Annotated in this window: 24 protein-coding genes; 14 read left to right on the top strand and 10 right to left on the bottom strand. The window is 59.8% G+C overall.

The annotated features are described in order from the left end of the window. The first annotated feature begins 103 nt into the window (after window positions 1-103). Window positions 104-1978, top strand: coding sequence for a SurA N-terminal domain-containing protein (locus U367_RS0110725; RefSeq protein WP_028616933.1), 1875 nt, complete (start codon window positions 104-106; stop codon window positions 1976-1978). A gap of 48 nt (window positions 1979-2026) precedes the next feature. Here the strand turns inward: U367_RS0110725 and U367_RS0110720 are convergent, their stop codons facing one another. Next, window positions 2027-2467 (bottom strand): helix-turn-helix domain-containing protein, encoded by a 441-nt coding sequence (locus tag U367_RS0110720; RefSeq protein ID WP_032864190.1) that lies wholly within the window; start codon window positions 2465-2467, stop codon window positions 2027-2029. A 79-nt stretch (window positions 2468-2546) separates the two neighbouring features. Between U367_RS0110720 and U367_RS0110715 the strand changes: the two genes are divergently transcribed. Next, window positions 2547-3041 (top strand): DUF2938 domain-containing protein, encoded by a 495-nt coding sequence (locus tag U367_RS0110715; RefSeq protein ID WP_028616931.1) that lies wholly within the window; start codon window positions 2547-2549, stop codon window positions 3039-3041. Window positions 3042-3130: 89 nt separating this feature from the next. Continuing rightward, a complete protein-coding gene (locus U367_RS0110710; protein ID WP_028616930.1) occupies window positions 3131-3655 on the top strand; it encodes a GNAT family N-acetyltransferase in 525 nt (174 codons plus the stop codon). Here U367_RS0110710 and U367_RS0110705 read toward each other — a convergent pair. Beyond that, window positions 3635-4807: an MFS transporter gene (locus U367_RS0110705; RefSeq protein WP_028616929.1), complete on the bottom strand. Its 1173-nt coding sequence runs from the start codon at window positions 4805-4807 to the stop codon at window positions 3635-3637. The genes U367_RS0110710 and U367_RS0110705 overlap by 21 nt on opposite strands. Window positions 4808-4926: 119 nt before the next feature. Here U367_RS0110705 and U367_RS0110700 point away from each other — a divergent pair, with 119 nt between their 5' ends. Beyond that, on the top strand, window positions 4927-5826 hold the full coding sequence (locus U367_RS0110700) for a LysR family transcriptional regulator (protein ID WP_028616928.1): 900 nt from the start codon (window positions 4927-4929) through the stop codon (window positions 5824-5826). Window positions 5827-5915: 89 nt separating this feature from the next. Continuing rightward, the gene (locus U367_RS0110695; RefSeq protein ID WP_028616927.1) at window positions 5916-6689 is read left to right on the top strand and encodes a DUF2242 domain-containing protein; all 774 of its coding nucleotides are present in this window, start codon (window positions 5916-5918) and stop codon (window positions 6687-6689) included. Window position 6690: 1 nt separating this feature from the next. Here U367_RS0110695 and aceE read toward each other — a convergent pair whose 3' ends face one another. Beyond that, the gene (gene aceE, locus U367_RS0110690) at window positions 6691-9351 is read right to left on the bottom strand and encodes a pyruvate dehydrogenase (acetyl-transferring), homodimeric type (protein WP_028616926.1); all 2661 of its coding nucleotides are present in this window, start codon (window positions 9349-9351) and stop codon (window positions 6691-6693) included. 146 nt (window positions 9352-9497) lie between these two features. Between aceE and U367_RS0110685 the strand changes: the two genes are divergently transcribed. Beyond that, complete coding sequence (locus tag U367_RS0110685) at window positions 9498-9968, top strand: MarR family winged helix-turn-helix transcriptional regulator (protein ID WP_028616925.1); 471 nt, start codon at window positions 9498-9500, stop codon at window positions 9966-9968. Window positions 9969-10688: 720 nt separating this feature from the next. Here U367_RS0110685 and U367_RS0110670 read toward each other — a convergent pair. Both U367_RS0110670 and U367_RS0110665 read right to left on the bottom strand, forming a co-directional pair. Beyond that, complete coding sequence (locus U367_RS0110670) at window positions 10689-11717, bottom strand: AraC family transcriptional regulator (RefSeq protein ID WP_028616923.1); 1029 nt, start codon at window positions 11715-11717, stop codon at window positions 10689-10691. Further along, window positions 11714-12844, bottom strand: coding sequence for a carbon-nitrogen hydrolase family protein (locus U367_RS0110665; RefSeq protein ID WP_028616922.1), 1131 nt, complete (start codon window positions 12842-12844; stop codon window positions 11714-11716). Before U367_RS0110665 ends, U367_RS0110670 begins: the two co-directional genes overlap by 4 nt. A 211-nt stretch (window positions 12845-13055) precedes the next feature. Here U367_RS0110665 and U367_RS0110660 point away from each other — a divergent pair, with 211 nt between their 5' ends. Both U367_RS0110660 and U367_RS0110655 read left to right on the top strand, forming a co-directional pair. Beyond that, window positions 13056-15095, top strand: a complete 2040-nt coding sequence (locus U367_RS0110660; RefSeq protein ID WP_028616921.1) for an NADPH-dependent 2,4-dienoyl-CoA reductase — start codon at window positions 13056-13058, stop codon at window positions 15093-15095. Window positions 15096-15152: 57 nt separating this feature from the next. After that, window positions 15153-16037: a 1-aminocyclopropane-1-carboxylate deaminase/D-cysteine desulfhydrase gene (locus tag U367_RS0110655; protein WP_028616920.1), complete on the top strand. Its 885-nt coding sequence runs from the start codon at window positions 15153-15155 to the stop codon at window positions 16035-16037. On the opposite strand, the gene U367_RS0110650 is transcribed toward U367_RS0110655, so the two are convergent. Beyond that, on the bottom strand, window positions 16027-16584 hold the full coding sequence (locus U367_RS0110650) for a cytochrome b (protein ID WP_028616919.1): 558 nt from the start codon (window positions 16582-16584) through the stop codon (window positions 16027-16029). The genes U367_RS0110655 and U367_RS0110650 overlap by 11 nt on opposite strands. A 531-nt stretch (window positions 16585-17115) precedes the next feature. On the opposite strand from U367_RS0110650, the gene U367_RS0110645 reads away from it, so the two are divergent. Together U367_RS0110645 and U367_RS1000000130495 are read left to right on the top strand one after the other, a co-directional pair. Beyond that, window positions 17116-18075, top strand: a complete 960-nt coding sequence (locus U367_RS0110645) for a hypothetical protein (protein WP_134743113.1) — start codon at window positions 17116-17118, stop codon at window positions 18073-18075. Window positions 18076-18166: 91 nt separating this feature from the next. Continuing rightward, complete coding sequence (locus tag U367_RS1000000130495) at window positions 18167-19186, top strand: hypothetical protein (RefSeq protein ID WP_152537911.1); 1020 nt, start codon at window positions 18167-18169, stop codon at window positions 19184-19186. Between the two features lie 90 nt (window positions 19187-19276). Here the strand turns inward: U367_RS1000000130495 and phnX are convergent, their stop codons facing one another. Together phnX and U367_RS01000000130050 are read right to left on the bottom strand one after the other, a co-directional pair. Next, complete coding sequence (gene phnX / locus U367_RS0110635; protein WP_028616917.1) at window positions 19277-20128, bottom strand: phosphonoacetaldehyde hydrolase; 852 nt, start codon at window positions 20126-20128, stop codon at window positions 19277-19279. Window positions 20129-20178: 50 nt separating this feature from the next. Continuing rightward, the gene (locus tag U367_RS01000000130050) at window positions 20179-21327 is read right to left on the bottom strand and encodes a 2-aminoethylphosphonate--pyruvate transaminase (protein ID WP_050587863.1); all 1149 of its coding nucleotides are present in this window, start codon (window positions 21325-21327) and stop codon (window positions 20179-20181) included. Window positions 21328-21437: 110 nt separating this feature from the next. On the opposite strand from U367_RS01000000130050, the gene U367_RS0110625 reads away from it, so the two are divergent. Continuing rightward, the gene (locus tag U367_RS0110625) at window positions 21438-22295 is read left to right on the top strand and encodes a LysR substrate-binding domain-containing protein (RefSeq protein ID WP_028616916.1); all 858 of its coding nucleotides are present in this window, start codon (window positions 21438-21440) and stop codon (window positions 22293-22295) included. Between the two features lie 99 nt (window positions 22296-22394). Continuing rightward, a complete protein-coding gene (locus tag U367_RS0110620; RefSeq protein ID WP_028616915.1) occupies window positions 22395-23102 on the top strand; it encodes a YebC/PmpR family DNA-binding transcriptional regulator in 708 nt (235 codons plus the stop codon). 122 nt (window positions 23103-23224) lie between these two features. Here the strand turns inward: U367_RS0110620 and U367_RS0110615 are convergent, their stop codons facing one another. Together U367_RS0110615 and zapE are read right to left on the bottom strand one after the other, a co-directional pair. Then, window positions 23225-24526: a protein kinase gene (locus tag U367_RS0110615; RefSeq protein WP_028616914.1), complete on the bottom strand. Its 1302-nt coding sequence runs from the start codon at window positions 24524-24526 to the stop codon at window positions 23225-23227. Between the two features lie 39 nt (window positions 24527-24565). Continuing rightward, the gene (zapE, locus tag U367_RS0110610; protein ID WP_028616913.1) at window positions 24566-25660 is read right to left on the bottom strand and encodes a cell division protein ZapE; all 1095 of its coding nucleotides are present in this window, start codon (window positions 25658-25660) and stop codon (window positions 24566-24568) included. A gap of 215 nt (window positions 25661-25875) precedes the next feature. Here zapE and U367_RS0110605 point away from each other — a divergent pair, with 215 nt between their 5' ends. Then, complete coding sequence (locus U367_RS0110605) at window positions 25876-26373, top strand: Csu type fimbrial protein (RefSeq protein WP_032864188.1); 498 nt, start codon at window positions 25876-25878, stop codon at window positions 26371-26373. After that, window positions 26367-26909 carry a Csu type fimbrial protein gene (locus tag U367_RS0110600; RefSeq protein ID WP_028616911.1) on the top strand — a complete coding sequence of 181 codons (543 nt, stop codon included), beginning with the start codon at window positions 26367-26369 and terminating at the stop codon, window positions 26907-26909. Before U367_RS0110605 ends, U367_RS0110600 begins: the two co-directional genes overlap by 7 nt.

The raw sequence follows: 26909 nt of genomic DNA, 5'->3' as shown, positions 1-26909 counted from the left end.
AGTTGCGAGAAGGCGCATCCTTGGATGCGCCTTTCTTATATCCGTACTCTACCCACGCTCCACGGTTGCCAATTTCTGAAGTTCAACCGTTTCTGGGGGACGCATGCTGCAAAATATCAGGGACAATTCACAAGGCTGGATTGCCAAGACCATTATCGGGATCATCGTCGCATTGATGGCGTTCACCGGTATCGAGGCCATTTTCCAGGCTTCGGGTAACAGTAAGCAGGACGTGGCCAAGGTCAACGGTGAAGAAATCACCCAGACCGAGCTGAGCCAGGCCGTCGACATGCAACGTCGCCAGCTGATGCAACAGCTGGGCAAGGATTTCGATGCTTCCCTGCTGGACGAAAAACTATTGCGCGAAGCGGCCCTCAAGGGCCTGATCGATCGCAAGCTGTTGCTGCAAGGTGCGGCCGACTCCAAGTTTGGCTTCTCTGAAGCTGCATTGGACCAGGTGATCCTGCAGACGCCGGAATTCCAGGTAGACGGCAAGTTCAACGCCGAACGCTTTGACCAGGTAATCCGTCAATTGGGCTACAGCCGTATGCAATTCCGTCAGATGCTGACCCAGGAAATGCTGATCGGCCAGGTTCGCGCAGGTATTGCCGGCAGCGGTTTCGTCACCGATTCCGAAGTGCTGGCATTTGCGCGTCTGGAAAAACAGACCCGCGACTTCGCCACCGTCAACATCAAGGCCAACCCTGCCGCGGTGAAACTCACCGACGATGAGGTCAAGGCTTACTACGACCAGCACGCCAAAGAGTTCATGACCCCTGACCAAGTGGTTATCGACTATCTGGAACTGAAGAAGTCTTCCTTCTTCGACCAGGTTGCCGTGAAGGACGATGAGCTGCAGGCTGCCTATCAGAAAGAAACCGCCAACCTCGCTGAACAGCGTCGTGCCGCGCATATCCTGATTGAAGTCAACGACAAGGTCACCGACGCGCAAGCCAAGGCCAAGATCGAGGAAATCCAGGCACGCCTGGCCAAGGGTGAGAAGTTCGAAGCCCTGGCCAAGGAGTTCTCCCAGGATCCGGGTTCGGCCAACAGTGGCGGCGACCTCGGCTTTGCCGGCCCAGGCGTCTACGACCCGGACTTCGAAACCGCCTTGTACGCGTTGAACAAAGACCAGGTCTCGGCACCGGTGCGCAGCACCTTCGGTTGGCATCTGATCAAGCTGTTGGGCGTTGAGGCACCGCAACTGCCGACGTTTGCCAGCCTGAAAGACAAGCTGACCAAAGAGCTGAAGACCCAACAGGTTGAGCAGCGTTTTGTTGAAGCGACCAAGCAATTGGAAGACGCAGCATTCGAAGCCTCCGACCTGGCCCAGCCGGCGTCCGACCTGAAGCTGACCGTTCACACCTCCGCGCCGTTTGGCCGTGACGGTGGCGAAGGTGTTGCGGCCAACCGTGCCGTGGTCACTGCTGCGTTCAGCCCGGAGGTGTTGGATGAAGGTGCCAACAGCACCGCCATCGAGCTGGACCCGGAAACCATCATCGTGCTGCGTGCCAAAGAGCACCTGAAGCCTGCGCAATTGCCGCTGGAAAGCGTCAATGCGGCGATTCGCACGCAGATGGCCAAGGAGCGCGCCAGCGCGGCTGCCAAGGCTCATGCTGACGAGCTGATCGCCAGCCTGCGTGATGGCAAGACCCCGCTGAACCAGCCGGTCGACGGCCAGGCGTGGAAGGTCACTGAAGCGGCTACTCGTAGCCAGGAAGCGATCGACCCTGCCGTGCTGCAAGCCCTGTTCCGCATGCCCAAGCCTGCGGCCAAGGACAAGCCGACCTTCACCACTGTGAGCCTGGCGGATGGTAGCCTGGTGATCGTGCGCTTGAACGGCGTCAACGAAGCCGCGGCCCCAACGGACGAAGAAAAGGCGCAATACCGCCGCTTCCTCGCCTCCCGTGTCGGTCAGCAGGACTTCGCGGCGTACCGCAAGCAGTTGGAAACCAAGGCTGACATCAAAAAGTTCTGATGTCGGTTTGAACAAGAAGCCCCCGGCCTGAAAAGACCGGGGGCTTTTTTATGGGCGCTGGAGTGGGCTGCTCGGTTGTGAGGCCCCCGTCGTCCTGCTCCTTTTCAGTTTGCCTGCGGCGACTTTGAGTAGACGCTGGAAGTTCGGGCATTGGCCATGGTCAGTCGCGGGGCACTCTGCAGCGTGGCGCAACCCGAGGCTCATCGCTTTCAGGCGCTTGATGGTCGCGTCTATGCTGTCTGCCTTGTCCAGCAACAGCTGCCTGTCCACCTGCAATGGGCCCTCGAAGGGGAGCATGCTACGGATCTCGTCCAGGGACAGGCCGCCAGCTTGCCCAAGGGCAATCAGCGCCAACTGATCGAGCACATCGGGTTTGAAGTGCCGTCGTTCGCCGGGCGCGCTGGTCGCGGCGATCAACCCGGTCTTTTCATAGAACCGCACGGTGGAAGAGGGTAGTCCGGTACGTCGGGCCACTTCTGAGATATCCATGATGCATCCCTTGACTTGAAGTTGACTTCAACTTCTATCCTGCCTGTGAACGAGAGTCTCATCAATCAGAGGGCGGGCAATGTTGTCGATGGCAGAAGGCGTCAGGTTGGTATTGGTCGGAGTGGGTGCGACCGTCGTGATGGACGTGTGGTCGCTGCTTCTGAAAACCTTGGGGGTTGCGACGCTGGACTACGCCATGGTGGGCCGATGGGCGGGCCACCTTTGTCGTGGCACGTTCGCCCATGCCAGTATCGGCAAGGCGACGCCGGTACGTGGGGAAGCCTCCTTGGGGTGGGTGATTCACTATGCCGTCGGCATCGCCTTTGCGGCGCTGCTGGTGGGCCTCTACGGCGTGCAATGGTTGCATGTCCCTACGGGATGGCCTGCGCTGATAGTGGGCACGGTAACGGTGGTGATTCCTTACTTCGTACTGCAGCCGGCCATGGGCGCAGGTGTGGCGGCGTCTCGCACGGCCACGCCTTGGAGAAATCGCCTGCGAAGCTTGGTGTCCCATGGCGTGTTTGGTGGCGGTTTGTACCTTTCGGCTGCGACGCTTGCGCAAACAGTGGGTTAGGTAAGGCAGCAGTACCGTGCGATGAAGACTTGTGTCCAGTTGTGTTTAACAGGGATGCTGGAGAGCCACTGACGAAGGAGTGTTCAAATATGTGGACTCAAGGAAGCGACAGTTTGGCGATCCGCCGTGCCAGCGCGAAGGACGCTGTGGCCGTATTGCAGGTGTTCGACGAGGTGATTGCCTGGTTTGTCGCCATCGGCAACCATGGCCAATGGGGCACTGAGCCCTGGTCGATGTCGCCCCGGCGGGTCGTGCAGGTGACTGAAGCTTGCGCATTGCCTGGTGCGTGGGTCGTGGAAGGCCCTGACGGGCGCATTCACGCAGTCTTGGTCCTGGGTGAGCCTATGCCTTATGTGCCTGCGGCAACTGAGCCGGAGGTGTACGTGCGTCTGCTGATCGCCGCACGCGATAGCGGTGTGCGTGGCCTGGGCCGGCGTCTCATGGCTTTCGCCGATGAGCGCGCCCGTGCCTTGGGAGTGCAGCGTTTGCGGGTAGATTGCTACGGGGGTGGGAGCGGCGATCTGGTGCGGTTTTATGAGTCTTGTGGGTATGAGCGCCTCTCAACGTTCGACGTGGACGGGTGGCCGGGCCAGTTATTGGGGCGCAGTCTTTAGCGCACCGGCAAAGGCCAGCAACATCAGCAGCGTGACCGCCCAGGCAAATGCGCCGACGCCCCAACCCTGCAGCAACACCCCGCCTGCCACGCCCCCGCCCGCTATGCCCAGGTTCCAGAAGGTCACCAGCATCGATTGCGCGGCATCGGCCGATTCGCCCGCCGATTGGGCCAGTGCCGTTTGCAACAATGCAGGTAACCCGCCGAATGCCAGGCCCCATAACGCCACGGCGACGTAGATGACCGCTGGCAGGTGGATCCAGAACGCCAGCGCCAAGGCAATCAGGCCAAACATCGCGCAACTGATCAGCAGCAGCACGCGCAGCCATCGATCAATCAGCACGCCAGCCAGCCATATGCTCAATAAGGCCGCAAGGCCGAACACCAGCAGCACCTGGTCGATATCGGCAGCCATTCCTGCTGGCGCCAGCAGCGGCGCAATGTAGGTGTAGAGAATGTTATGGGCCAGTACGTAGGTAAATGTCACCCATAGCACCGGACGAATGCCCGGCAACGTCAACACTTGATGCAATCCCAAGCGTTTTCCTGCCGGTTCGCCTGCGAAGTCTGGGAGTTGCCAGCGCGCCCATGCCAACAGCACCAGCGTCAGTCCCGTCATGATCGCAAAGCTCAGGCGCCAGCCAACGGCGGCCCCGAGGAAGGTGCCTGCAGGTACACCCAGCGACAGCGCCAGCGGTGCGCCAAGCATGGCCACTGCAATTGCCCGGCCTTGCAGGTGTGGCGCAACCATCCGGCTGGCATAACCGGCCAGCAGCGCCCACAGCAGGCCGGCAAATACACCGGCAAAAAAGCGCGCCACCAAGGTCAGCCCGTAGTGACTGGAAACGGCGGTCACGCTGTTGACCAAGGCGAAGCCGCCAATGGCCAGCAGTAGCAAGGGGCGACGTCGCCAGCCCCGGGTCAACAGCGTCAGTGGAATGGCCGCCAGCAGTGAGCCCAGTGCGTACAGCGTGACCATTTGACCGACCAGCGCGGGCGATACGGCCAGTCCTTCGCCTATTTGCGGTAGGAGCCCGGCGGGCATGGCTTCGGTGAGGATGGTGATGAAGCCGGCGCTGGCCAGCGCAAGCAGACCGCCCAGCGGCAGTGTTTCGGGTCGGGCGTTTACGGGGGAATCGGTGAGGGCAGTCATCGTGCTCTGTCCATGCAAGAGGGCAAGGGACTAGAGTAGGGGGCTGTGTCTGGCGGAAAAACAGGCTAAGGTTCCGAACTTATCGGACTTGAATGTCCGCAATCATCAAGGACGCTTTCATGGACAGCCTGGGCCGTCTTTCCGTATTCGTGCAGGTCGCGGAGACCCGCAGTTTCACCGCCGCCGGGCGGGTATTGGGCGTATCGTCTTCGGCCATCGGCAAAAGCATCGCGCGGATGGAAGAGCGCCTGGGGGTGCGGTTGTTTCACCGCAGCACCCGCAGCATCACTTTGACCAGCGAAGGCGCGCTGTTCCTTGAGCGCTCGCGACGCATCCTGGCCGAGGTCGAAGCCGCCGAGCGAGAGTTGAGCGAAGCCAGCGCCACCCCTCGGGGCAAGTTGCGTATCAGCCTGCCGCAAGTGCGTGGCTTGCTGATGCCGGTGCTCAGCGATTTCATGCGCGCCTACCCGGACATCGAGCTGGATGTGGATTTTTCCGACCGCATGGTGGACGTGATCGAGGAAGGGTTCGACGCGGTGATTCGCACCGGCAAGCCAGAAGATTCGCGGCTGATGGCCCGTCATCTGGGGCATTACCAGTTGGTGCTGGTGGGCACGCCAGGCTATTTTCGCGAATATGGCACTCCGCTACAGCCGCAGCACTTGCGCGAGCATGCCTGCCTGCGCCACAAGTTCTGCGCGACCGGCAAGCTGGAACCTTGGCCGTTGCGGTTTGCACCGGATGCCGCCGAGCCCATCTTGCGTGCGCCGTTGGTAAGTACCACCATAGAGTCCCTCAACCACGTGGTGCACGAAGGCTTGGGCATTGCCTGCTTGCCGGACTACATGGTCAACCAAGCCGTGCGCGAGGGACGCCTGCAAAGGGTGCTGGATGATTACGTGGAGCACCGCGGCAGTTTCTGGATGCTCTGGCCATCCAGTCGCCACACCTCGGCCAAACTGCGCGTGTTTATTGATCATATGTGTGCTGGGCTGTTTCCTACGGGCAGTGTCGTGTAAGGCAGTGACGTTTTACCGACAGGAATGTGCGCGCCAAGGCCGTGTTCTGTTGCACAATACCGCCCGGACTGTTTTCTTCAGGATTTTCAATGTCGACATCATTTCACTTGCGTAGCCTCGGGCTGGCGCTGGTGCTGGCGGGCGCCGCGGGCTGCTCGTCACCCAAGACCGCCATTTATGAACATGAGAATTTCGACGACTCCGGCACGTTTTCCAGGGATTACCCGGTCACGGACGTCGCAGCGTGTGAAGCCGCGCGGCGTGCCTTGCTGAGCCAGGGCTACATCATCACCAGCAGCGATCCGAAACTGGTGGTGGGCAACAAGAGCTTCCAGCAGACCGGTGAGACCCACTTGCAGATCAGCTTCAATGTGGTGTGTGCCGATGATGGCAAAGGCACCAACCATTCGACGATGTTCGCCAACGCCTTGCAGGATCGCTACGCGCTGAAGAAGGTCAACAACTCCGCGAGCCTGGGGGTGGGCGTGCTGGGCTCGGTGTCGATGCCGATCGGCTCCACCGATGACTCCATGGTGAAAGTGGCGAGTGAGACCGTGTCCGCGCCGAAGTTCTACGAGCGTTACTTTGCGCTGGTGGATGTGTTCCTGCCGCAAGAGGTGAAAAAGGCCGAGAACATTCCTGAGAAGCCCAAGGCTGAGCTTGGCGTGCCGGAACCTAAAGCCGCACCCGTCGCCGAGAAAGTCGAGCCGCCGAAGGAAGAGCCCACTGTGTCACAGCCGGTGGCACCGCCTGTCGAGGCTGCACCGATTGCACCGCAGGCCGAGCCTGCACCTGCGCCAACCAATCCCGAGCTGCCACCGCCGACAGAAGCCATTCCGCCGCTGCCGACGCCTGCGCAGTAACTCAGACCGCTACGGGATTCGCCTTGTCGACGTTGATCCCGTAGCGGCTGATGGCTTCACTGACTTTTTCACGCCCCATCACGCCGTCATCCGCCAATGCCTTCAAGGCCGCCAGTACGATGAAGTGCCGGTCCACTTCAAAGAACGCCCGCAGGGTTTCACGGGTATCCGATTGCCCGAAGCCGTCCGTGCCCAGCGCTACAAAACGCCGACCGGGAATGAAGGCGCGGATCTGATCGGCGAAGAGCTTCATGTAGTCGGTCGCCACCACCACCGGCCCGGTTTGCCCGGCCAGGCATTGCTCCACATAGCTCATTCGTGGGTCGCTATCCGGGTGTAGCAGGTTCCAGCGCTCCACCTCTTGCCCCTCACGGCGCAATTCGGTGAGGCTGGTTGCGCTCCATACATTGCTGCGCACGCCGAAGTCCTTTTCCAGCAGGTCGGCCGCAGCCATCACCTCGCGCAGGATTGAGCCACTGCCCATCAGTTGCACCTGCGCCTGGTTGCTTCCACTCAGCCGGTACATCCCCTTGAGAATGCCGTCTTCCACCCCTTCTGGCATTGCCGGGTGCGGGTAGTTTTCGTTGAGCAGGGTGATGTAGTAGTAGATGTCCTCCTGTTGCACATACATGCGCCGCATGCCCTCGTGAATGATCACTGCCAATTCGTAGGCAAACGTCGGGTCGTAGGACACGCAGCACGGGATAACCGACGACAGGATGTGACTGTGCCCATCGTCGTGCTGCAAGCCTTCACCCATCAGCGTGGTGCGTCCGGCCGTAGCGCCCAGCAGGAAGCCACGCGCACGCGCATCGCCTGCCGCCCAGGCGAGGTCACCGACCCGCTGGAAGCCGAACATCGAATAGAAAATATAGAACGGCACCGTCATCAGGCCGTGGTTGCTGTAGGACGTACTGGCCGCAATCCAGGAGGAAATGGCGCCGGACTCATTCAGGCCTTCCTGCATGATCTGCCCGTCTTTGCTTTCCTTGTAGTAGCTCAGTTGCCCTGCATCTTGTGGGGTATAGAGCTGGCCCACGGCGGAGTGGATACCGATCTGACGGAATAGGCTTTCCATACCAAAGGTGCGTGACTCGTCTGGCACGATGGGCACGATCAGTTTGCCCAGATGCGGATCTTTGAGCAGAGTGCCGAGGATACGCACAAAGGCCATGGTGGTGGAGATCGAGCGCTCGCCCGTGTCCTTGAGCTGGGTAGAAAAGGCGCTCAGCTCAGGGATTTGCAACGATTCGACCGCACTGTGTCGTGCTGGTACATAACCGCCCAAGGCCTGGCGGCGTGCAGCGAAGTAGCGGGCTTCTTCACTGTCAGCGGCGGGTTTGATGTACGGAATGTCGGCAAGCTGGTCGTCGGCCACTTCCAGGCCGAAGCGGTCGCGGAAAGCTCTTACAGCCTCTGCGCCCATCTTCTTGAGCTGGTGGTTGATGTTCTGGCCTTCGCCGGCTTCACCCATGCCGAAACCCTTCACGGTTTTCGCCAGGATCACGGTGGGCTGGCCAGTGTGGCGTACGGCAGCGGCGTAGGCGTTGTAGACCTTGTCCGGATCGTGCCCGCCTCGTGAGAGTTTCCATATTTCGTCGTCGGACATATCTGCAACCAGCGCTAGTAATTCCGGGTATTTGCCAAAGAAATGTTCGCGTACGTAAGCGCCGTTCTGTGATTTGTAGTTCTGATAGTCGCCATCCACGCATTCCATCATGCGTTGGCGCAGCAGCCCGGTCGTGTCTTTGTCCAAGAGTGCATCCCAACCACCGCCCCAGATTACTTTGATCACGTTCCAGCCGGCGGCGCGGTACAGGCTTTCAAACTCTTGGATCACCTTGGCATTGCCGCGCACGGGGCCGTCCAGGCGTTGCAGGTTGCAGTTGACCACGAAGATCAGGTTGTCGAGTTTCTCGCGTCCGGCCAGGGAGATGGCCGCCAGTGATTCCGGTTGGTCCATTTCGCCATCACCGAGGAAGGCCCAGACCTTGCGCCCCTGGTGTTGCTTGAGGCCACGCAATTCCAGGTAGCGCATAAAACGCGCCTGGTAAGCGGCGGTGATGGGCCCGAGCCCCATGGACACGGTGGGAAATTGCCAGAAGTCCGGCATCAGTCGTGGGTGCGGGTAGGATGAGATGCCCTCGCCACCGGCCTCGCGACGGAAGTTGTCGAGTTGCGTTTCGCTGATGCGGCCTTCCAGGTAGGCGCGGCCATAGATGCCGGGGGAGGAGTGGCCCTGGATGTACACCAGGTCGCCGTCAAAGGTATCGGTACGCCCACGGAAGAAGTGATCGAAGCCTACGTCATACAGCACCGCGGCTGACGCATAGGTCGCAATATGCCCGCCGACACCAGAGTGTTTACCTGCGCGGAGCACCATCGCCATGGCATTCCAGCGGATATAGGCGTTGGTGCGACGTTCGATGGCCAGGTTGCCGGGGTAGGGCAGTTGCCGGTCCACCCGGAGGGTGTTGACGTAAGGGGTGGTGACCCGCCCGTAGAAGTCGCCATGCCGCGCCACGTCGAAATCCAGCAACTGATCGATCAGGTAGTGGGTGCGCGGGCGGCCTTCGGTGGACAGCACCGATTCGATGGAGTCGAGCCATTCGCGGGTTTCCTGTGGATCATCGTCGCGTATGACTGCGTTGTTCGGGGTCATATGAGGCTCCAGGGTAGGCGGATTTCAAGTGGCGGGCTCGTTGTGGGAGTGCCGGCTAAAGTAATTGCAATTGCAACTATATGGCCGAATCTAGCGCGAGATGAGCTACTATTGCAACCTTCTTGAAATGTCCCGGATGGTGTTGCATGTCGTCGAAAGAGCCTGATGTATGGTTCCGTTTTGTCAGGGCTCACAGGACGGTCATCCGTGAAATCGAGCGTCGCCTGGCCGAGGCGGACCTGCCGCCGTATGCCTGGTATGACGCTCTGTGGGGCTTGGAAAGCGGCCCCGACGGCACTCGCCGCATGCACGAATTGGCTGATGTGCTGGCCATCGAACGCTACAACCTCACGCGTCTGGTCGACCGCCTGGAAAAAGACGGCCTGGTGGTACGTTCGCGCTCCGATGGCGATGGCCGGGCGGCGTTCGCCTCGATCACCGAGGCCGGTCGGGTGCTGCGTAAAAAGATGTGGAAGATCTACGAAAGCACGGTGGATGAGCTGTTCCTGTCACAGATCGAGCCCGAGCAGCACCAGTGCTTTGCCGACGCACTGGAACGCACCGCCGGGCTGGCGATGGACGCGGGCGTCCAGACCCGCAGCCGCCGCAAAACCTAAAGCCCCACGAGAATTGTAGGAGCCGGCAAGCTGGCTCCTACAGTCCAGTGCGGTCCATTGCATAGCGATTCATCGCGGCCTGCACCTGGCGTGCGTTGATCCGCCCTTCATCCGCCAATGCCCTGAGCGCCGATATCACGATCCAATACCAACTCGGCGCCGCCGCCTGCACCGACAGCGCACGAGTGCGCGTTGTGCAGGTACAGCAAGGGTTTTTCGGCAGTATTGCGTGCAAACCAACTGGGCCAGTTACTCACGCGCCGGGAGTGTGACTGGCCGCGAATCACCCATGCTCATCACGGTATACAGCCGTGAGCTGTCGACGGTGGCGGTGGTGTTCAATGCATCGATACAGAGTTGCGCGGCGTGTGCAGTAGTGCGGTCATCGGGAGGTTCACCTGGCGACGAATGCCATTACCCTAAAGGACATTTGCATATGATTGCAATTGCAATCATTGCAATAGTTCCTAAAAGCCCAAGTGCTAAATCCCGGTAACGCTGCTACGTTTAATCCTTGAGTGCAGGAACGTCATGGCGTAGACATTTTTTCGTCATGACGGCACTTTAGGCTGGCTGTGCACGTCATTTATTCACAGCCGCTTTTAACGTCAAGAAGGAGTCCACCATGGACGATTACCAGGAAGAACTGCTTGAGTACCACGCGATCGAGTTGGACCCGCTGGAACCCGCAGACGATGCAACAGAGCTGTAACACCGGCTTCAGGCGGAATGCCGCTGACTGCGGCGAAATTCCCCTGGGGTCTGGTTGTTCCAGCGCCTGAAGGCCCGTTGAAACGCTTGGGCCGAGGCAAAACCGAGCAAGTAGGCGATCTCGCCGAACGCCAGTTCCGTATCGCGGATGTAGGTCATGGCCAGGTCGCGGCGGGTGTCGTTGAGAATCGCGCGGAATTGAGTGCCTTCGTCGGCCAGTTTGCGGCGCAGCGTCCAGGTAGGCAGCTTCAAGCGTGCCGCCACTTCTTCCAGGTCGGGTTCCCGGCCGCCATTGAGCATCGGCCCGAGCAACCGGGTAATGCGCTCGCGCAGGCTGCGGGTGCGAGTCAATTGCTCCAACTCTCGCTCACACAGTTGTAACAACAGGTTCCAGGTGCTGGGGCAATGCTGTGGGTTGCGTAGGGCCAGGGTTTGCTGGTTGAGGCGTAATTGGTTGGCCTCGGCGCCGAAGTGGATGTCTCCCAGCACGCTGTACTGATCGCTGTATTCCGGCGCTTCAAATTCGATGTCGATGCGTTGTGCCTGCACCGGCTGCTGGGCCAGGCTCGACAGTTGATGCAGCCAGCCGGCGATGATCGAGTCCACCACAAAGCGGTTGTAGGCGTTATAGGGGCTGATGGAATAGAAGCGCAGCCAGGCGCCTTCAGCATCTTCTACAAAGCTCGACTGCCCGCGATAATTGGAGCCGTACAGCGCTTCGAAGCGGGTGAGTGCACGCGCCGCTTCGCGCACGTTGGGGGCCTGGGCGGCGGTGACACCCGCCAGTCCGCCTTGGCTCAGGCGGCTGAGTTGGCCTATGCGCAGTCCCAGGCCCGGGTCGCCGGTGAGTTGGATGGCCGCATGGCCAAGGCGCATGTAGCGCGGGATCGACAAACGGGCACCCGCTTCGGCGAGACGTGCCGGGTCGAGGCCGTATTGCAGCAGCAGTGGCTGCGGGTCCAAGCCATGGCTGTGGATGGCGTCGGCCAGGGCGTGCACGAAGCCCACCGACAAATCCCCCAGCCGTACGGGCTTCACAGCCAGATATTCAACAGGCGCGCGCCACGGGCTTCGCCATCGGCGTTGATTTGCCCGTTGCTGCTGAGAAAGCTGTGCCCGGCAGTGCCCAGGTCCCAGAATTGCCCGCGCAGGAACACGCTCATTCCGGCGCTGGCCTGGCTGATGGGTTGCTGGCTGATCAACGTGAGGCGACGCCAGGCTTCGCCCTCACTGAGTTCTTCGGGCTTGAGGCTGATTTCGGTCGGGGTCGACACGCTTTTGAAGCCGCGCCAAGGGCGATCCCAGGTATCGCGACCCAGCACCAAGGCGGGCACTGCGATCAACTGCGCGCCTTGTTCGTTGAGTTTGCGGTAGTTGTCCGGGTACCAGCTGTCGCTGCCTACCAGTACGCCCAAGCGGCCAGCCGGAGTGTCGACCACGCTGACGACATTTTCGTCACCGGGCTCGATAAAGCCACGTTCGTCGTAGATCGGGTAAAGCTGGCGTTGCGGGCTGCCGATCGGCAAGCCATCGGCGGCAAACACCACGCTGGCGTTGTACAAGGCGCCATGGCCAATCCGCAGTTGGCCCTGGCTGACACTCGGGTTGGGCAAGGTGATGGAGCCGGCGACCAACGTGACGCCGAACTCCTTGGCCAGGCCGCCGAACAGCACTTGGTAGTCCCGCGCCATGCCGTCGGCTTTCATGCGCAGGTAGGCGTCATCGGTGCGGTTGTCACCGGTGGCGCTGATCCAGGCACGGGCGAACAGCAGCGGGTTGCTGACCGACAACCAATTCATCGCATCTTTGGCGTGGAGGGCCTGGTACACCTCGTTCTTTTCGCCAGTGAGCATCAACCAGGTACCGATGTGTTCGGGCAGCACCACGATGGTCTTGTCGTTGATCAGCCCTTGGTCGCTGGCTTTTTGCAGGTAGGCCGCGAGCTTCAAGTGCAGGCGTTCCAGGCTCTGGTAGTCGGCCGGGAACAGCTCCGGCTGGATGCCCAGCAAGTTGCCACGGTCGGCTGGCAGGCCTTCGTTGACGGCGAGGGTGATGCGCAGGTCCGACAGGTAATGCGCCACGGGGCGCTCCTGGGTCCAGACCAGATACGCGGCGACGGCGGCAACCAGGGCCATGGTGACAGTAAAAGCTAGAAGTTTACGCATGGGGGAACAGACAACAGACCGTGTGCAGGGTTCGCGACTAGGGTAGGGCCCATGGACGGGCTTGCCAAGGGGCGCTGTGCATTTGGATCAATAACTTGTCAGTTTCGGTCATTGAGCCGTCGTCCACCGCCTCTTAGTCTGTGGGACATAAACCGATGGCAGGCCATTCGAGCCTTCCACGTCCCGTGATGATCCGTTGTGGAGCTTGACCATGACCGCTGCTGCCTACCCGCACCTGCTGGCCCCGTTGGACCTGGGTTTTACCACCTTGCGCAACCGTACCCTGATGGGTTCGATGCACACCGGCCTGGAAGAAAAGCCCGGCGGTTTCGAACGCATGGCGGCTTACTTTGCCGAGCGCGCCCGTGGTGGCGTGGGCTTGATGGTCACTGGCGGCATCGGCCCGAATGATGAGGGCGGTGTGTATGCCGGTGCGGCCAAGCTGACCACCGACGAAGAAGCGCAGAAACATAAGATCGTGACCCAGGCCGTGCACGAAGCCGGCGGCAAGATCTGCATGCAGATCCTCCACGCTGGCCGGTATGCCTACAGCCCCAAGCAGGTAGCACCGAGTGCGATCCAGGCGCCGATCAACCCGTTCAAACCCAAGGAGCTGGACGAAGAGGGCATCGAAAAGCAGATCCAGGATTTCGTCACCTGCTCGTTGCTGGCCCAGGTCGCCGAGTACGACGGCGTGGAAATCATGGGCTCCGAAGGTTATTTCATTAACCAATTCCTCGCCGCTCACACCAACCACCGTACCGACCGCTGGGGCGGCAGCTACGAAAACCGTATGCGCCTGGCCGTGGAAATCGTGCGCCGTGTGCGCGAGGCCGTGGGCCCGAACTTCATTATCATCTTCCGCCTGTCGATGCTGGACCTGGTGGAAGGCGGTAGCACCTGGGAAGAAATCGTGCAGTTGGCCAAGGCCATCGAAGGTGCTGGCGCGACGATCATCAACACCGGGATCGGCTGGCACGAAGCGCGCATCCCGACCATCGCCACCAAGGTGCCCCGTGGGGCGTTCAGCAAAGTCACCGCCAAGCTGCGCGGTGCGGTGCAAATTCCGCTGATCACCACCAACCGTATCAACACCCCGGAAATCGCCGAGCAGATCCTCGCCGAAGGCGATGCCGACATGGTCTCCATGGCGCGGCCATTCCTGGCCGACCCGGACTTCGTCAACAAGGCTGCCGCCGGGCGTGCCGATGAGATCAACACCTGCATCGGCTGTAACCAGGCGTGCCTGGACCACACCTTCGGCGGCAAGTTGACCACCTGCCTGGTCAACCCGCGGGCGTGCTACGAGACTGAACTCAATTACCTGCCGGTCAAACAGATCAAGAAGATCGCCGTGGTGGGCGCCGGTCCTGCGGGCCTGGCGGCTGCCACAGTGGCAGCAGAGCGCGGGCATCAAGTGACCCTGTTCGATTCCGCCAACGAAATCGGCGGCCAGTTCAACATCGCCAAGCGTGTGCCGGGCAAGGAAGAGTTTTTCGAAACCCTGCGCTACTTCAAGCGCAAATTGCAGACCACCCACGTCGAGCTGTGCCTCAACACCCGCGTCGATGTGGCGCAACTGACGGCAGGCGGTTATGACGAGATCATCCTCGCCACCGGCATTGCGCCGCGTACCCCGGCGATTCCAGGCGTCGACAACGCCAAGGTGCTGAGTTATCTGGACGTAATCCTGGAACGCAAGCCCGTGGGCAAGCGCGTTGCGGTGATCGGCGCGGGCGGTATCGGTTTTGACGTGTCGGAATTCCTCGTGCACCAAGGCGTGTCCACCAGCCTTGACCGCGAAGCGTTCTGGAAAGAGTGGGGCATCGACACCCAGCTGCAAGCCCGTGGTGGTGTGGCTGGGATCAAGGCCCAGGTGCATGCCCCGGCGCGTGACGTGTTCCTGCTGCAGCGCAAGACCTCCAAGGTCGGCGATGGCCTGGGCAAGACCACCGGCTGGATCCACCGTACCGGCTTGAAGAACAAACAGGTGCAGATGCTCAACAGCGTCGAATACCTGAAGATCGACGATGAAGGTCTGCTCATCCGCATAGGTGCCGAGGGCGAACCGCAGGTGCTGGCGGTGGACAACATCGTCATTTGCGCCGGCCAGGACCCGCTGCGCGAATTGCAGGACGGGTTGGTCGCGGCCGGCCAGAACGTGCACCTGATCGGCGGTGCCGATGTGGCGGCCGAGCTGGACGCCAAGCGCGCCATCAACCAAGGCTCGCGCCTCGCCGCCGAGCTGTAAGACCCGGAACGGGGCGGTGTTAGACTACCGCCCCGTTTTTCACGCAGACTCCCTCCGATGGGCCCCTTCGATTGGCTTCCCCATGCACCGCTTGAACCTTTGCGCCTGGATTGGCTGAAAGGTGTCGAGCTGGCCGTGTTGCGCCTGGACCGCATCGACCCGCTGATCAGCGGCAACAAGTGGTTCAAGCTCACCGGGCACTTGGCGCAGACGCAGGATGCGCGGGGCATCATCAGCCTGGGCGGTGCCTACTCCAACCATCTGCATGCGCTGGCGGCGGCGGGGAAGCGTTTCGGTTTTCCCACGGTGGGCCTGCTGCGTGGGCATTCTCAAGACAACCCCACAATCCAAGACCTGAAAGCCTTCGGCATGCAGCTGCATTGGTTGGGTTATGGCGGTTATCGTGCGCGGCATGCGCCGGGGTTTTGGCAACCTTGGCGCGAGCGATACCCGCATCTTCATCCCGTGCCCGAAGGCGGTGGCGGACTCGCCGGTGCGATTGGCTGTGGTGTGCTGGTCAATCAGGCTCGCGCGCAGTTGCCCGCACTGGGCTGGGCGGATTACGACGCGTGGTGGTTGGCGGCGGGTACGGGGACCACCTTGGCGGGGTTGGTGCTGGCAGAGGCGGGCGCACACCGGGTGTATGGCGCCATGGCGGTGCCGGATGATCACGGCGTGGCACAGAACGTCGACGCCCTTGTGCAGGGCGGCTATGAGCTGCTGAACGCCAGCCGAGGTGGCTTCGCCAAAGTCGACCCGGTGCTGCTCGACTTCATCGACGCCACGCAACAGGCTTGTGGATTGCCTCTGGAGCCGCTCTACACCGGTAAGGCTTTACTCGCATTGAAGCAACAGATCGAGGCCGGGCGTTTTTCCCCCGGCGCTCGCCTGATTTTCGTCCACACCGGCGGCCTGCAGGGCAACCGGGGCTTCACGGGTTAGCGCGCTTGCCCGGCATCATGCGCAACGCCGTGTTGTCCCGCAGGATGTAATGGTGGGCAATCCCCGCCAGCGCATGCAGCCCGATCAGCCAATAACCGACCTTGCCGAACCACACATGCCAGCCTTCGATCTCCTTGGCCAATGCCTTGTTCTCGCCGATCAACGGCGGCAATTCCATCCCGTAGAACATCACCGAATGCCCCTCGGCACTGACGATCAGCCAACCGGCAATCGGCATGCCGATCATCAACGCGTAGAGTGCGAAGTGCATCAGGGTCGCCAACAGGCTTTGCCATTGCGGCGGCGCCGGTACGATCTTCGGTGCCACCCCCAGGCTGCGTGCGAACAACCGCAGCCACACCAGCACAAACACGGTGAGGCCGAACATAAAGTGCATCTCGACGATCAACGTCCGCGCACCGCTGCCTTTGGGAAATTGGCCGCGTAACTCAATGCAGGCGTAGACCACCGCCAGCAGCACCACCATCAACCAGTGCAACGCGATTGACATAGTGCTGTAGCGCGTATCGGAGTTTTTCCACGGCATCGCTGGGTTCCTCACTTATCAGGGCAAACCTCCATTCTTTGGTGATGGAGTCCTTTAACTGTATGCCGGTTTTGAGCGGTTTGCCTGACCGCGATCAACTTTTTTGTGAACAATGTCGTCAAGAGTGGGATTGTTGAATTATTGATAATAAAAGTTAGGTCGGTCCGGTGTTCAGTGCATAACACTTTATAGGTTTTTAGATGTGTTTTTGTTTTTGGGGTGGCGCAGGTGGGTTTTCCTTTGTTGCAAGTAAATAATTTTTACTAATTATAAGAGGGTGTAAATATTGTTTGGTGTTTGCGAGCGAACAGTGGAAGTCATGGTTGCGATGTTTAACCTGCGGGTTGTGCAATGACATACTTTGTCGGCATATACGTGTGGCAGGTTCCCGGGGGACGTGAGAATGTGGACTTGCTAGGGTCAATAACTGAATTGATCTCGAGCGAAAGGAATACCGCCTACGTAGATGTTTATGTTTGCAAGTGCGGCCTCTTAATGATTCTTAGGCTTTAATGTCATGAGGTGTTTGATATGGGTTTTATGTCGTGTGAATCCGTCGGAAGTTGCAATGCGTGGCCAAATATGCAAGGTTTGAGTTTGAAGTCAAATCAACAAGAATTGGCTTCGGCTTCGGTTGCGGGGGCGAAACTGAGAGTGCCAGAGGTTGACGTGCATCGGTCTAGTGCGCCGAACGCTAAAAATATTCAAGAACAACTGGATGCTTTGTTGCCGGTAATGGGGGCTCTCGTCATGAAACTTAATACGATGCTGGAACATAAAAGTGCACCCTCATCCAAGCCAATTAATAGTGTTTTAATCTCGCCAGCTCTGACTAAGCCGGTTGGCCAGGCACCTTTAGCCCTCAGTGAGAGCACTAAGGCCTATTCGGCATTTTCTACAAAGAAAGTTGGCGAAAAACCAGATGATGTTTATAGAGGCGTAAAATTTTCCGATTACAAGAACGAACCAGTACTTTCATCGATAAAGGCGGCAATGGAAAGGTTTGGTCAGAGCCCTCTGAGTGTCTATGCAAGTGTGACACGGTCCGGTAAAGGTTACGATATCGTCATGAGGGACGGTGTGAAGGTCAGTATTACTCTCGGGGAAATAGCCAAAGCAAAATTATTGTGTGGGTTCCAATATGAGAGTGGCAGGGAAAACGGGAAAATGTTTAAAGATGTTGTGTTTATGTATGCGGCAAGTGCTAAGAGAGTTCAGTTGGAGCGTCGGGAAGATAAACTGTTGACTTATGACGAGGCTCTCAAGGTGCTTGTCTCTCATCCAGGGGCGTACGAGAGTCTGAAGCGGTTGGGGATTATTGAATATGTCCGCTCCTCAACGGCCCAAGAGCTCGTTGAAACTGGAGCTATAGGTGTTGTGGAACACGGGGGGAATACAAACTTCGCACGTGAGGGATTGCTGGATGGGTGCAATAGGACGAAAAGAATGCCGTCAGCCAGTGATTGCCGATCTGTTTATAGGCTTGTTTGATTGGATTTTATTGGGTGGTTTCCATTGCTTGGGTGACTGATTTTTCTGCATCAGTTTGCGCAGGCGTCTATTATATTTTAGAGGGTGTGAAATGAACTGCTGCCATGTGTCAGGTGTTACCGGGTTTTCAGGAGATGTCGGTATATATTCGGATAAGAGTATCACGCCCAAACCTGTGGAGCGAGAAGCAATCCGCTCGGGATTTTCTGTTGCTACGAAAAACACTTCATTGCTTCCGTCTGTCAAAATGTCGAGTCTTGATGAGGTGGGGGGCGCTATTGGAAGTTTGATGTCCCTTGTTGCTGAATTAACGGCGGCGGTTGAGTTATTGCTGCGGATGAAATCAAGTGATGATCGTCGAGACGAGAAATCCAATTCTTTAAATGTATCGCATGATAAGAAAGACATCAGTCCTGTTGTGAATGATTCTCCCGTGAAGCCGTTAATAGATAAGAAAAGTGTGGCTATCTTCAATGAGAAAGCCGTCGGGATTCCCAAGGATATTTGGTTTGGACTCACTGAGGGAGAATTCAATAACACTGGTATGGTGGCGGGGATCAAGGCTGCAATGATGAGGTTTGGTCAGAGCCCCACAGAAGTGTTTACTTCAGTCAGAGAAGAAAGGGGGGGCTATGAAGTTGTAATGAAGGATGGCTATAAGGCATATCTTGCCCGAGAAGAAGTTGACAAGGCTCGCCAGTGGGCAGACTTTAACGGTGCTGATGCGGGGATGGTCAAAGATGCTACTTTTATGTATGCGGTGGCTGCCAAGCGCGAACAACATAACAGATCGATTGAAATTCGCAACGGCGGGGTAATCCAGTATAGCGACGAGCCGTTCGAGGCTGCAATGGATTCGCTGAACAACTATTTTTGGGGGAGCAAGGCCTTGGTGAATTTGGGCCTCTCCGACTACATGCACGAGATGCCGTATTCGCAAGCAGAGTCAGAAGGCGTGGTGGGGGTAGTGAGTGTTAACTATCAAAGTCTGCTTATGACAGACGGCAATGTCGATTTGTCTGGGCCGCAGAAGCTAGAGGGTTCGGTTAGAATACAACGGGATTTTTTCGGTGAGGAGGCTGGTGATATTACCGTACATGCACTGCGTTAGTAATCAGTGCATATACGTAGAATAGCGGGGGCGTTGTGGTGTAACTCCACTAATCCAAGCCCTGTGTTGGAGCCATCAGGTGCTAATAGCTCACCTCATCGAACAAGGTGAGCCATTAATGCTCTGAGGCATCTCGCCTTCAGCCAGGCGCCGGTTGATGTCAGCGATCACTGCAGGCAGGTCATTGATGGTGTCGATCAAGTAGTGCGGGCGCGAGCCTTCGAACATCGCCTCGATCCGTTTGCGCTCGCTGGCCAGGGTCCTAGCATCCAAGGCGCGGAATTGCTCGTAGGTCAGGCCCAGCGCATTGCCGGAGCAGGTCAGGGCCACGGTCCACATGCCGGCGCGCCGCCCTTCGAGGATGCCCGGCACGGTGTCGTCGACCTTCACGCACGCCGCCACATCGTCAATGCCCAGGGCGATGACGTTGGCCAGGGCCTGGGCCGGCCATGGGCGACCGTTGGGCACTTCGTCTGTGGCGACCACATGGTCGGCGATATAGCCGTTGGTGGCGGCCAGGGCGACGACTTTATCCATGACTTGCTTGGGGTAGCCGGAGCAGGAACCGATCTTGATGCCTTGCACACGCAACCGGGCGATGGTGTCGAGGGCGCCAGGGATCAGCGCCGAGTGTTCGGCGATCTTCTCGATCTGCAAGGGCATGAAGCGCTGGTAGATAGCTGTCACGTCGTCATCGGTCGGCGTACGGCCAAAAGCCTTGCGGTAGCGCTCGGCGACCTGCGGCTGGTCGCAAAGGGTGCGGATGTGGTCCCACTTGCCCATGCCCATTGGGCCACGGGCTTCTTCGATGGAGACTTGCACGTCGAATTCGGCGAAGGCTTCGACAAAGATCTGCGTGGGGGCGAAGGAGCCGAAGTCGACCACGGTGCCGGCCCAGTCGAGGATCACCGCCTGAAGGGTGTTGGGGTTCTGATAGTTCATACACAAATCCTGTAGGCGCTGGCGTGCCAGCGATGAACGAAAATGAGGTTTTACAGAATGACCGCGTCGCCGGTGATCGCCGGCAAGCCGGCTCCCACAGGTTGGAGCACATTCATGTCTTGCAGTACTTGCGCGATCGCGGCGACGGCTGCTTGCATGTCCCTCGCATCCACATGCCCGATGCAGCCCACACGGAAGGTTTCCACCTGGGTCAACTTGCCCGGATAAAGGATGAAACCCTTGGCCTTGACCCGTTCGTAGAAGTCCTTGAACTGGTAGCGCGGGTCCTGGGGGGCGTGGAAAGTGACGATGATCGGCGCCTGGATTTCAGTCGGTAGGAAGCTGCGCAGGCCCAGTTCGGCCATACTGTCGAGCAGTGCCTGGCAGTTGCGTGCATAGCGTTGATGGCGGGCGGGCAAACCGCCTTCCTCGACGTATTGCAGCAGCGCTTCGTGCAGGGCTGCGACTACATGGGTCGGCGGGGTGAAACGCCATTGGCCGGTTTTGGCCATGTAGGCGTTCTGGTCGAACAGGTCCAACGCCAGGGAGTGGCAATTGCCTTGGGCCGCGGCCAGCGCCTGTTTATCGGTGAAGACAAAACCCATTCCCGGCACGCCTTCCAGGCACTTGCCTGACGCGGCGATCAGCGCATCGAATGGTACTTCGCGGGCATCGATCGGCAGCGCTCCAAACGAACTCATGGCGTCGATGATCAGGCGCTTGCCGTGGGTTTTCACGACTTGGGCGATCTCGGCCAGGGGGTTGAGAATGCCGGTGCTGGTTTCGCAGTGGATCAGTGCGACGTGGGTGATGGCCGGGTCGGCTTGCAGCAGACCGTCCACATCGGCGGCGGTGGTGGGTTCGTCCTCGGCGGTTTCAAAGGTGCTGAAGTCGCGGCCGAGCACTTCACAGATTTTTGCCAGGCGCTTGCCGTAGGCGCCGTTGATCAGCACCAGCACCTTGCCGTTACGCGGCACAAGGGTGCCGATGGCGGCTTCGACGGCGAAGGTGCCGCTGCCTTGCAACGGCACGCAATGGTGGCTGGCCACACCGTCGATGATTGCCAGTAATTGTTCGCAGACGCTGGCGGTGAGGCGGTTGAAGCGGTCGTCCCATGAACCCCAGTCCACCATCATGGCCTGGCGGGTGCGGGCGGAGGTGGTCAGCGGGCCGGGCGTGAGCAGGATGGGCGTCGTCATTACAAGTCCTTGCGAAGCATCGGATGAATCTACGGCGCCTAAATTGCAGTTTGGCTTGTCATCAATCAAATTGTTTGTTGTTATGCGAGCTATCAGTGAGGCCGATAGCTATGAACCTGTTTCAACTGCGTGCATTCGATGCCGTGGCCCGCGAGGGCAGTTTTACCCGTGCGGCGGCGCGGTTGTTTATCAGCCAGCCGGCGGTGACCGGGCATATCAAGGCGCTGGAAGAGCACTATCAGATTCCGTTGTTACGCCGCACCGCCAGGCGCGTGGAATTGACGGAGGAGGGCGCGCGGTTGGCGGCTATCACCCGGGCCATCTTCGGCCTGGTGGACGAAGCGCAGACGATGCTCGAGGCCAACCGCCAATTGCTCATTGGGCGCCTGGAAGTCGCGGCCGACGGCCCGCACTTGGTGATGCCGATGATCGCCAGTCTGCGTGCGCGCTACCCCGGCATCACCGTCAACCTGCGCTTGGGCAATGCCCAGGAAACCCTGGCTGCGTTGCTGTCTGAGCATGCGGATGTGGCGGTGCTGACGGAGGTGGAACCGCGCAACGGCCTGCATCTGCAGCCTTTGAGCGAATCACGGATTTGCGCGCTGGTGCCGGCCAGTCACCCGTGGGCCGCGCTGCCCAAGGGGATCCGCCTGGAGCAACTCAATGAGGTGATCATGGTGCTGCGCGAGCCGAGTTCCATCACCCGGCGTACGTTCGATGACGCTTGCCTGGCTGTCGGTGTACAGCCCAAGGTGCTGCTGGAACTGGACAGCCGCGAGGCGGTGACCGAAGCCGTTGCCGCTGAATTGGGCGTAGGCGTGGTGTCGTCGATGGAGGTCAGCCCGGACCCGCGCGTGCGCGCCGTGCCGCTCCAGGGCAACGGGCTGGTTAACCGGCACATGCTCGGTTGCATGGAGCGGCGTCGGTCGTTGCGCTTGATTCAGGCGTTTTTCGAGTTGGCGCCCTGACGGTTTTTTGGTGGAACGTTGCGTTTTTGCGCTATAAACTCTGCCCCCAAAGCGCCGGCCAGTAGACGTTTGGGCGCGATGGACAGAAGAGAGTGAGTCATGGGCGCACAGTGGAAAGTCAAACATAAAGAAGCGGCAGCCAATGCCAAGGGCAAGATCTTCGGCAAGCTGGTGAAAGAAATCACCATCGCCGCCCGCAACGGCGCCGACACCTCCACCAACGCCCACCTGCGTCTGGTGGTGGAACAGGCCAAAAAGGCCTCGATGCCCAAGGAAACCCTGGACCGCGCCATCAAGAAAGGCGCCGGTCTGCTCGGCGAAACCGTGCAATACCACCGCGTCACCTACGAAGGCTTTGCGCCGCACCAAGTGCCGCTGATCGTCGAGTGCGTGACCGACAACATCAACCGCACGGTGGCGGAAATCCGCGTGGCTTTCCGCAAAGGCCAACTGGGCGCTTCCGGTTCCGTGGCCTGGGACTTCAACCACGTCGGCCTGATCGAAGCCTCGCCGGACAGCCCGGACGCCGATCCGGAAATGGCCGCCATTGAAGCTGGCGCCCAGGATTTCGAAGACGGCGAAGAAGAGGGCACCACCTTGTTCATCACCGAGACCACCGACCTCGACGCCGTACAGAAAGCCTTGCCGGAGCAAGGTTTCACCGTGCTGTCAGCCAAGCTGGGCTACCTCTCGAAGAACCCGGTGAGCGGTTTGAGCGATGAGCAGATGGCTGAGGTTGAAGCCTTCCTCGAGGGCTTGGACAACCATGACGACGTGCAGGATATGTTTGTCGGGTTGGCTGGCTGATTTTTAGCAGGATACATGTGATCTAAATGTGGGAGCGGGCTTGCTCGCGAATGCGCAGAGTCAGTCAACATATTGATTGACTGATACACCGCATTCGCGAGCAAGCCCGCTCCCACATTGGTTTAGTGGTGTTGTATAGAACCCAGCATGGTTTCGATTTCGTCGAACCCCGGCCGCGCCAGCACATCTGGCTGACAGCAGCTTTTTTCCAGCCTAACCAACTCATCACTGGCCTGTCCTTCAACCCGCTCCAGCAGTTCCCCCAGCAAAATCCCGAACGCCCGCACTTCAATCCGCTGCAATGCCCTGGTTTCCACGCTATCCGCCGTCGCATGGAACGATGCCGCGCCAAAATCCCCCAGCAAGCAGTCGCCGGCTGCATTCCACAGAATATTGTGGCCATACAGGTCACCGTGGGTGATGCCGTGCCGGTGCAGGTGCGCGGCGACCGAAGCGATGCCCCGCGCCATGCGCAGCGCCACTTCCAGGCTGAAGCGAGTTCCCGATTCATAAATGTCGCGGGTGCACGACGCCAGGCTCGGCAAGGCCGCGAGGTTGCGGTAGCTCGGGTCGATCAGGTCCATGACCAGTGCGGCTTGGTCATCCGGGTGGCCGACCACGCGGCCCTCTACCTTGATCAGGTTGGGGTGCAGCCCGGCAGCGATGCAGGCCTGCATTTCGTGCAGCGGCGAGCCATCGCTGGTGATGGTGCCTTTGTAGAGTTTGACCGCGACGGGCTGGCCTGACGGTTTCCACAGGGCCTTGCGGATAATGCCGGAAGCGCCTTCGCCAAGGACTTCGGCCAGTTCCAGCTCTGGCCAGGGAATGTTCGGCGTAGCGTCATCACCCGCTACGTCCACGGCCATTTCCACAGGGTTGCCGGCATAGGCCAGCCAAGCCAGGCTTGGCAGTGTCAGTAACCATTCCGGCAGTTGGGAGAAGCGGTTGGAGGCGATGCGCAGCAATTCGAGGTTATGGCAGTTGGCCAGGCTTTCTGGCAGGTGCGCCAGTTGGTTGCCGGCCAGCATCAGCTTTTGCAAGAGCGGTCGCTTGCCCAGTTCGTCGGGCAACTGGCTGATCCGGTTATCGGTGAGGATCAACCAGCGCAACAACGGCGGCAGCGCGGCGGCAGGCACGTGGCTGATCTGGTTGGCCTTGAAGCCGATCATGCTCAATTTGGCGCATTGGCCAAGGCTTGCCGGCAACTCGGTGAACCGGTTGTCCGAGCAGAACAGCACGCGCAGATGGGGCAGCCGGTGCAAGTCGTCGGGCAGGCTGCTCAGCGCGTTACCGCTGAGGTTGAGGATCTCCAGGGAGTCGGCCAGTTCGAAGATTTCCCGGGGGAATTCGGTCAGCCCGCAGGACAGGTCCAGGCGGGCGATACCGGCCAGTTGGCCGGCCTTGAGTTGGTCGAGGGTATGCATGAACGGGGTGGTCACTCGGCAAAGGGGCATCAATGGCGCTCATGATACCGGGTCAGGTGCCAGTTGCGGGTCAGCCTGTTGCAATTGTCCCAAACGGCTGGCGGTGCGGGCCAGGTCGATGGCCTGGCCGCTCAGGGCAAGGTCTAGGGGCTGCGCGCCGATCAGGATCAGGTGCTTGTCCCGGTCGTAGAGCACGTCCACCAAGTTGATAAAACGTTGCTGTACGGCGATTGGGCAGTCTGCCAGTTGAGGCAGGCCGTCGATGGTCCAGTGATCGTAGTCCTGGCACAGCAGCAGGTAGTCCATTACTGCGGTCAACTGCTCGCAAAGATCGCTGAAGGTGAAGGCGATGGAGCGGCCTGCGCGGTGACGGCAGATCAACGTCCGATTGCCGACGGCCAGGGGCTGTGGTGGGCAGTCGGCAGCGGGAAGACACAAGGCTTCGCGCTGACGCGCAGTCCCCGGCCAAACGTACTGACCGCTGGTAAAGCGTTGTGTGCTTTGGGCCTGGGGCAGGCTGCGAAAGTCCTGGGGCGAACTGACTTCCAATACCTCCATGCGCGCATCGATCAGGTCGATCACCGGCTTGAAACGCTCGTGGTACAGCGGGTTGGGCAGCAGCCCCTGTGGCGCATAATTGGACGTCACCAGCACCAGCACACCGCGTTGGAACAAGGCTTTGAACAGCCGCGTGATCAGCATCGCGTCGCCGATGTCGTGGACGTGAAATTCGTCGAAACACAACACCCGGCAGTCCGTCAGCAGTTCGTCGAGGGTCACGGCCAGCGCATCGTCTTGCTCACGGTGTGTGAACATGCCGCGATGCAGGCGCGCGAAAAAGTCATGGAAATGCACGCGCTGCTTCTCGGTAATCGGCAACGCTTGGAAAAAACCATCCAGCAGCCAGCTTTTGCCGCGCCCAACCGGCCCGTGCAGGTACAGGCTACGGGTGTGCCGGCCGGCGAGCAGGTGCTGGGTTTCTCGGGCCAGGGCAGCAATGGCTCGGGTTTGTCCGGCACTGAGGGTGTAACCCTGTTGCTCGGCTTTTTGCTGGAAGAACGCGGGGATAGGTGAGGCGTCGAGGGCGTCGGTTTTCTTGCCGAGCAGGCGACGGATCAGGGAAAGCGCGGCCAATGCGAGTCACTCTGTATTTCAGTGGTCGCTCACTTTAGGGCGACTGCTGCGTTTTGACCAATAGAGAAGGGCGCTGCGTGCTATCTCGAAAAGGCATGTCACGCTTGCAAGCCTGCCCCGACTGGCAGTTTCTCGTTGAGTGACTAACCTTCTACACAGCAGTCACCCCTGTACAAGGATTTGGGGCAGTGAAGGGACGAGCAGTATTGGCAGTCATGGGCGCGATGCTCTGCAGCACGGCTTTCGGGGCGCAACTCCAGGTGGAGGTGCGTATAGACGTGCAGCGGGGCTGCCAGTTGGTGGGCACCACCCGCAGTGCTGGCATCGAGCAGCTTGGCGTATTGGATTTCGGCAGCGGCGCGCGTCTGGATGACCCGGCCGGGCCCCTGAGTGCGGCACTGATCAGTCAGCGCCAGCCACGGCTGGAATGCAACCCGGACACTCCGTATCAGGTGCGTGTGGATGGCGGCCTGCATGGCGGCACCGGTGAAGTCCGTTACCTCAGCGCTACCCCTTTGATCAAACCTATTCCCTATCGAATTTATGCCGACGCCGCGCGGCGCGTGCCGTTGCCGGTGGATGTGCCGATCAGTGGTCGTGTGCCGGATGCAGGCTTCGTCAACCTGCCGCTGTATGGCCGCATCGAGCCGCTCAAGGACATCCCCGCCGTCGGCCGCTACACCGACCTGCTCAAGGTTACTGTCACATGGTAAGCCGCTATCTGGCCGTGATGGCCATGGGAGGCTTGCTGGTGCTGGCGGATGACGTGCAGGCGGCTGTCGCCACCGGGTTTATCCAGGCGCGACTGGTGATCACCGCCAGTTGCGAAGTGAGCAAAGGCGTCGAGAGCGCGCCGGTCAACCCCACGGGAGGTACGGCGATGCTCGACTTCGGCAGCCAGGGACCGACTTGGAACAACACGCTGGGCGCAGCGGTCTCCGACGGCGACAAGGCGCCGCTGGCGGTGTCGTGCAACCCCTCGGTCTCAAGCTTCACCGTGACTATCGACGGCGGTACCAACGGCGATGGCACTACGCGGCGCCTGAGCAATGGGCGTCAGATGATTCCGTATCGGCTGTCTGCCGATCCACAGGGCCGCAGCACCTACAGCATCGGCCAGCAACGCAATTTTGTCGTGGCCAAGGGCACCCAGATACCGATCCCGGTGTTTGGCTCCGTGGTGGCAAATACCAGTGCCTTACCGGCAGGGATCTACACCGACACGTTGACGGTGACACTGGACTGGTAA

Source organism: Pseudomonas canadensis (genome assembly GCF_000503215.1).
Lineage (GTDB): Bacteria > Pseudomonadota > Gammaproteobacteria > Pseudomonadales > Pseudomonadaceae > Aquipseudomonas > Aquipseudomonas canadensis.
The sequence above is the reverse complement of the archived record's forward strand: the minus strand, read 5'-3'. Positions and strand labels throughout refer to the sequence as shown.

Coding starts and splice junctions, on each gene's coding strand:
- U367_RS0110725 (WP_028616933.1), top strand. CDS start 104: ATGCTGCAAAATATCAGGGACAATTCACAAGGCTGGATTGCCAAGACC.
- U367_RS0110720 (WP_032864190.1), bottom strand. CDS start 2,467: ATGGATATCTCAGAAGTGGCCCGACGTACCGGACTACCCTCTTCCACC.
- U367_RS0110715 (WP_028616931.1), top strand. CDS start 2,547: ATGTTGTCGATGGCAGAAGGCGTCAGGTTGGTATTGGTCGGAGTGGGT.
- U367_RS0110710 (WP_028616930.1), top strand. CDS start 3,131: ATGTGGACTCAAGGAAGCGACAGTTTGGCGATCCGCCGTGCCAGCGCG.
- U367_RS0110705 (WP_028616929.1), bottom strand. CDS start 4,807: ATGACTGCCCTCACCGATTCCCCCGTAAACGCCCGACCCGAAACACTG.
- U367_RS0110700 (WP_028616928.1), top strand. CDS start 4,927: ATGGACAGCCTGGGCCGTCTTTCCGTATTCGTGCAGGTCGCGGAGACC.
- U367_RS0110695 (WP_028616927.1), top strand. CDS start 5,916: ATGTCGACATCATTTCACTTGCGTAGCCTCGGGCTGGCGCTGGTGCTG.
- aceE (WP_028616926.1), bottom strand. CDS start 9,351: ATGACCCCGAACAACGCAGTCATACGCGACGATGATCCACAGGAAACC.
- U367_RS0110685 (WP_028616925.1), top strand. CDS start 9,498: ATGTCGTCGAAAGAGCCTGATGTATGGTTCCGTTTTGTCAGGGCTCAC.
- U367_RS0110665 (WP_028616922.1), bottom strand. CDS start 12,844: ATGCGTAAACTTCTAGCTTTTACTGTCACCATGGCCCTGGTTGCCGCC.
- U367_RS0110660 (WP_028616921.1), top strand. CDS start 13,056: ATGACCGCTGCTGCCTACCCGCACCTGCTGGCCCCGTTGGACCTGGGT.
- U367_RS0110655 (WP_028616920.1), top strand. CDS start 15,153: ATGGGCCCCTTCGATTGGCTTCCCCATGCACCGCTTGAACCTTTGCGC.
- U367_RS0110650 (WP_028616919.1), bottom strand. CDS start 16,584: ATGCCGTGGAAAAACTCCGATACGCGCTACAGCACTATGTCAATCGCG.
- U367_RS0110645 (WP_134743113.1), top strand. CDS start 17,116: ATGGGTTTTATGTCGTGTGAATCCGTCGGAAGTTGCAATGCGTGGCCA.
- U367_RS1000000130495 (WP_152537911.1), top strand. CDS start 18,167: ATGAACTGCTGCCATGTGTCAGGTGTTACCGGGTTTTCAGGAGATGTC.
- phnX (WP_028616917.1), bottom strand. CDS start 20,128: ATGAACTATCAGAACCCCAACACCCTTCAGGCGGTGATCCTCGACTGG.
- U367_RS01000000130050 (WP_050587863.1), bottom strand. CDS start 21,327: ATGACGACGCCCATCCTGCTCACGCCCGGCCCGCTGACCACCTCCGCC.
- U367_RS0110625 (WP_028616916.1), top strand. CDS start 21,438: ATGAACCTGTTTCAACTGCGTGCATTCGATGCCGTGGCCCGCGAGGGC.
- U367_RS0110620 (WP_028616915.1), top strand. CDS start 22,395: ATGGGCGCACAGTGGAAAGTCAAACATAAAGAAGCGGCAGCCAATGCC.
- U367_RS0110615 (WP_028616914.1), bottom strand. CDS start 24,526: ATGCATACCCTCGACCAACTCAAGGCCGGCCAACTGGCCGGTATCGCC.
- U367_RS0110605 (WP_032864188.1), top strand. CDS start 25,876: ATGGGCGCGATGCTCTGCAGCACGGCTTTCGGGGCGCAACTCCAGGTG.
- U367_RS0110600 (WP_028616911.1), top strand. CDS start 26,367: ATGGTAAGCCGCTATCTGGCCGTGATGGCCATGGGAGGCTTGCTGGTG.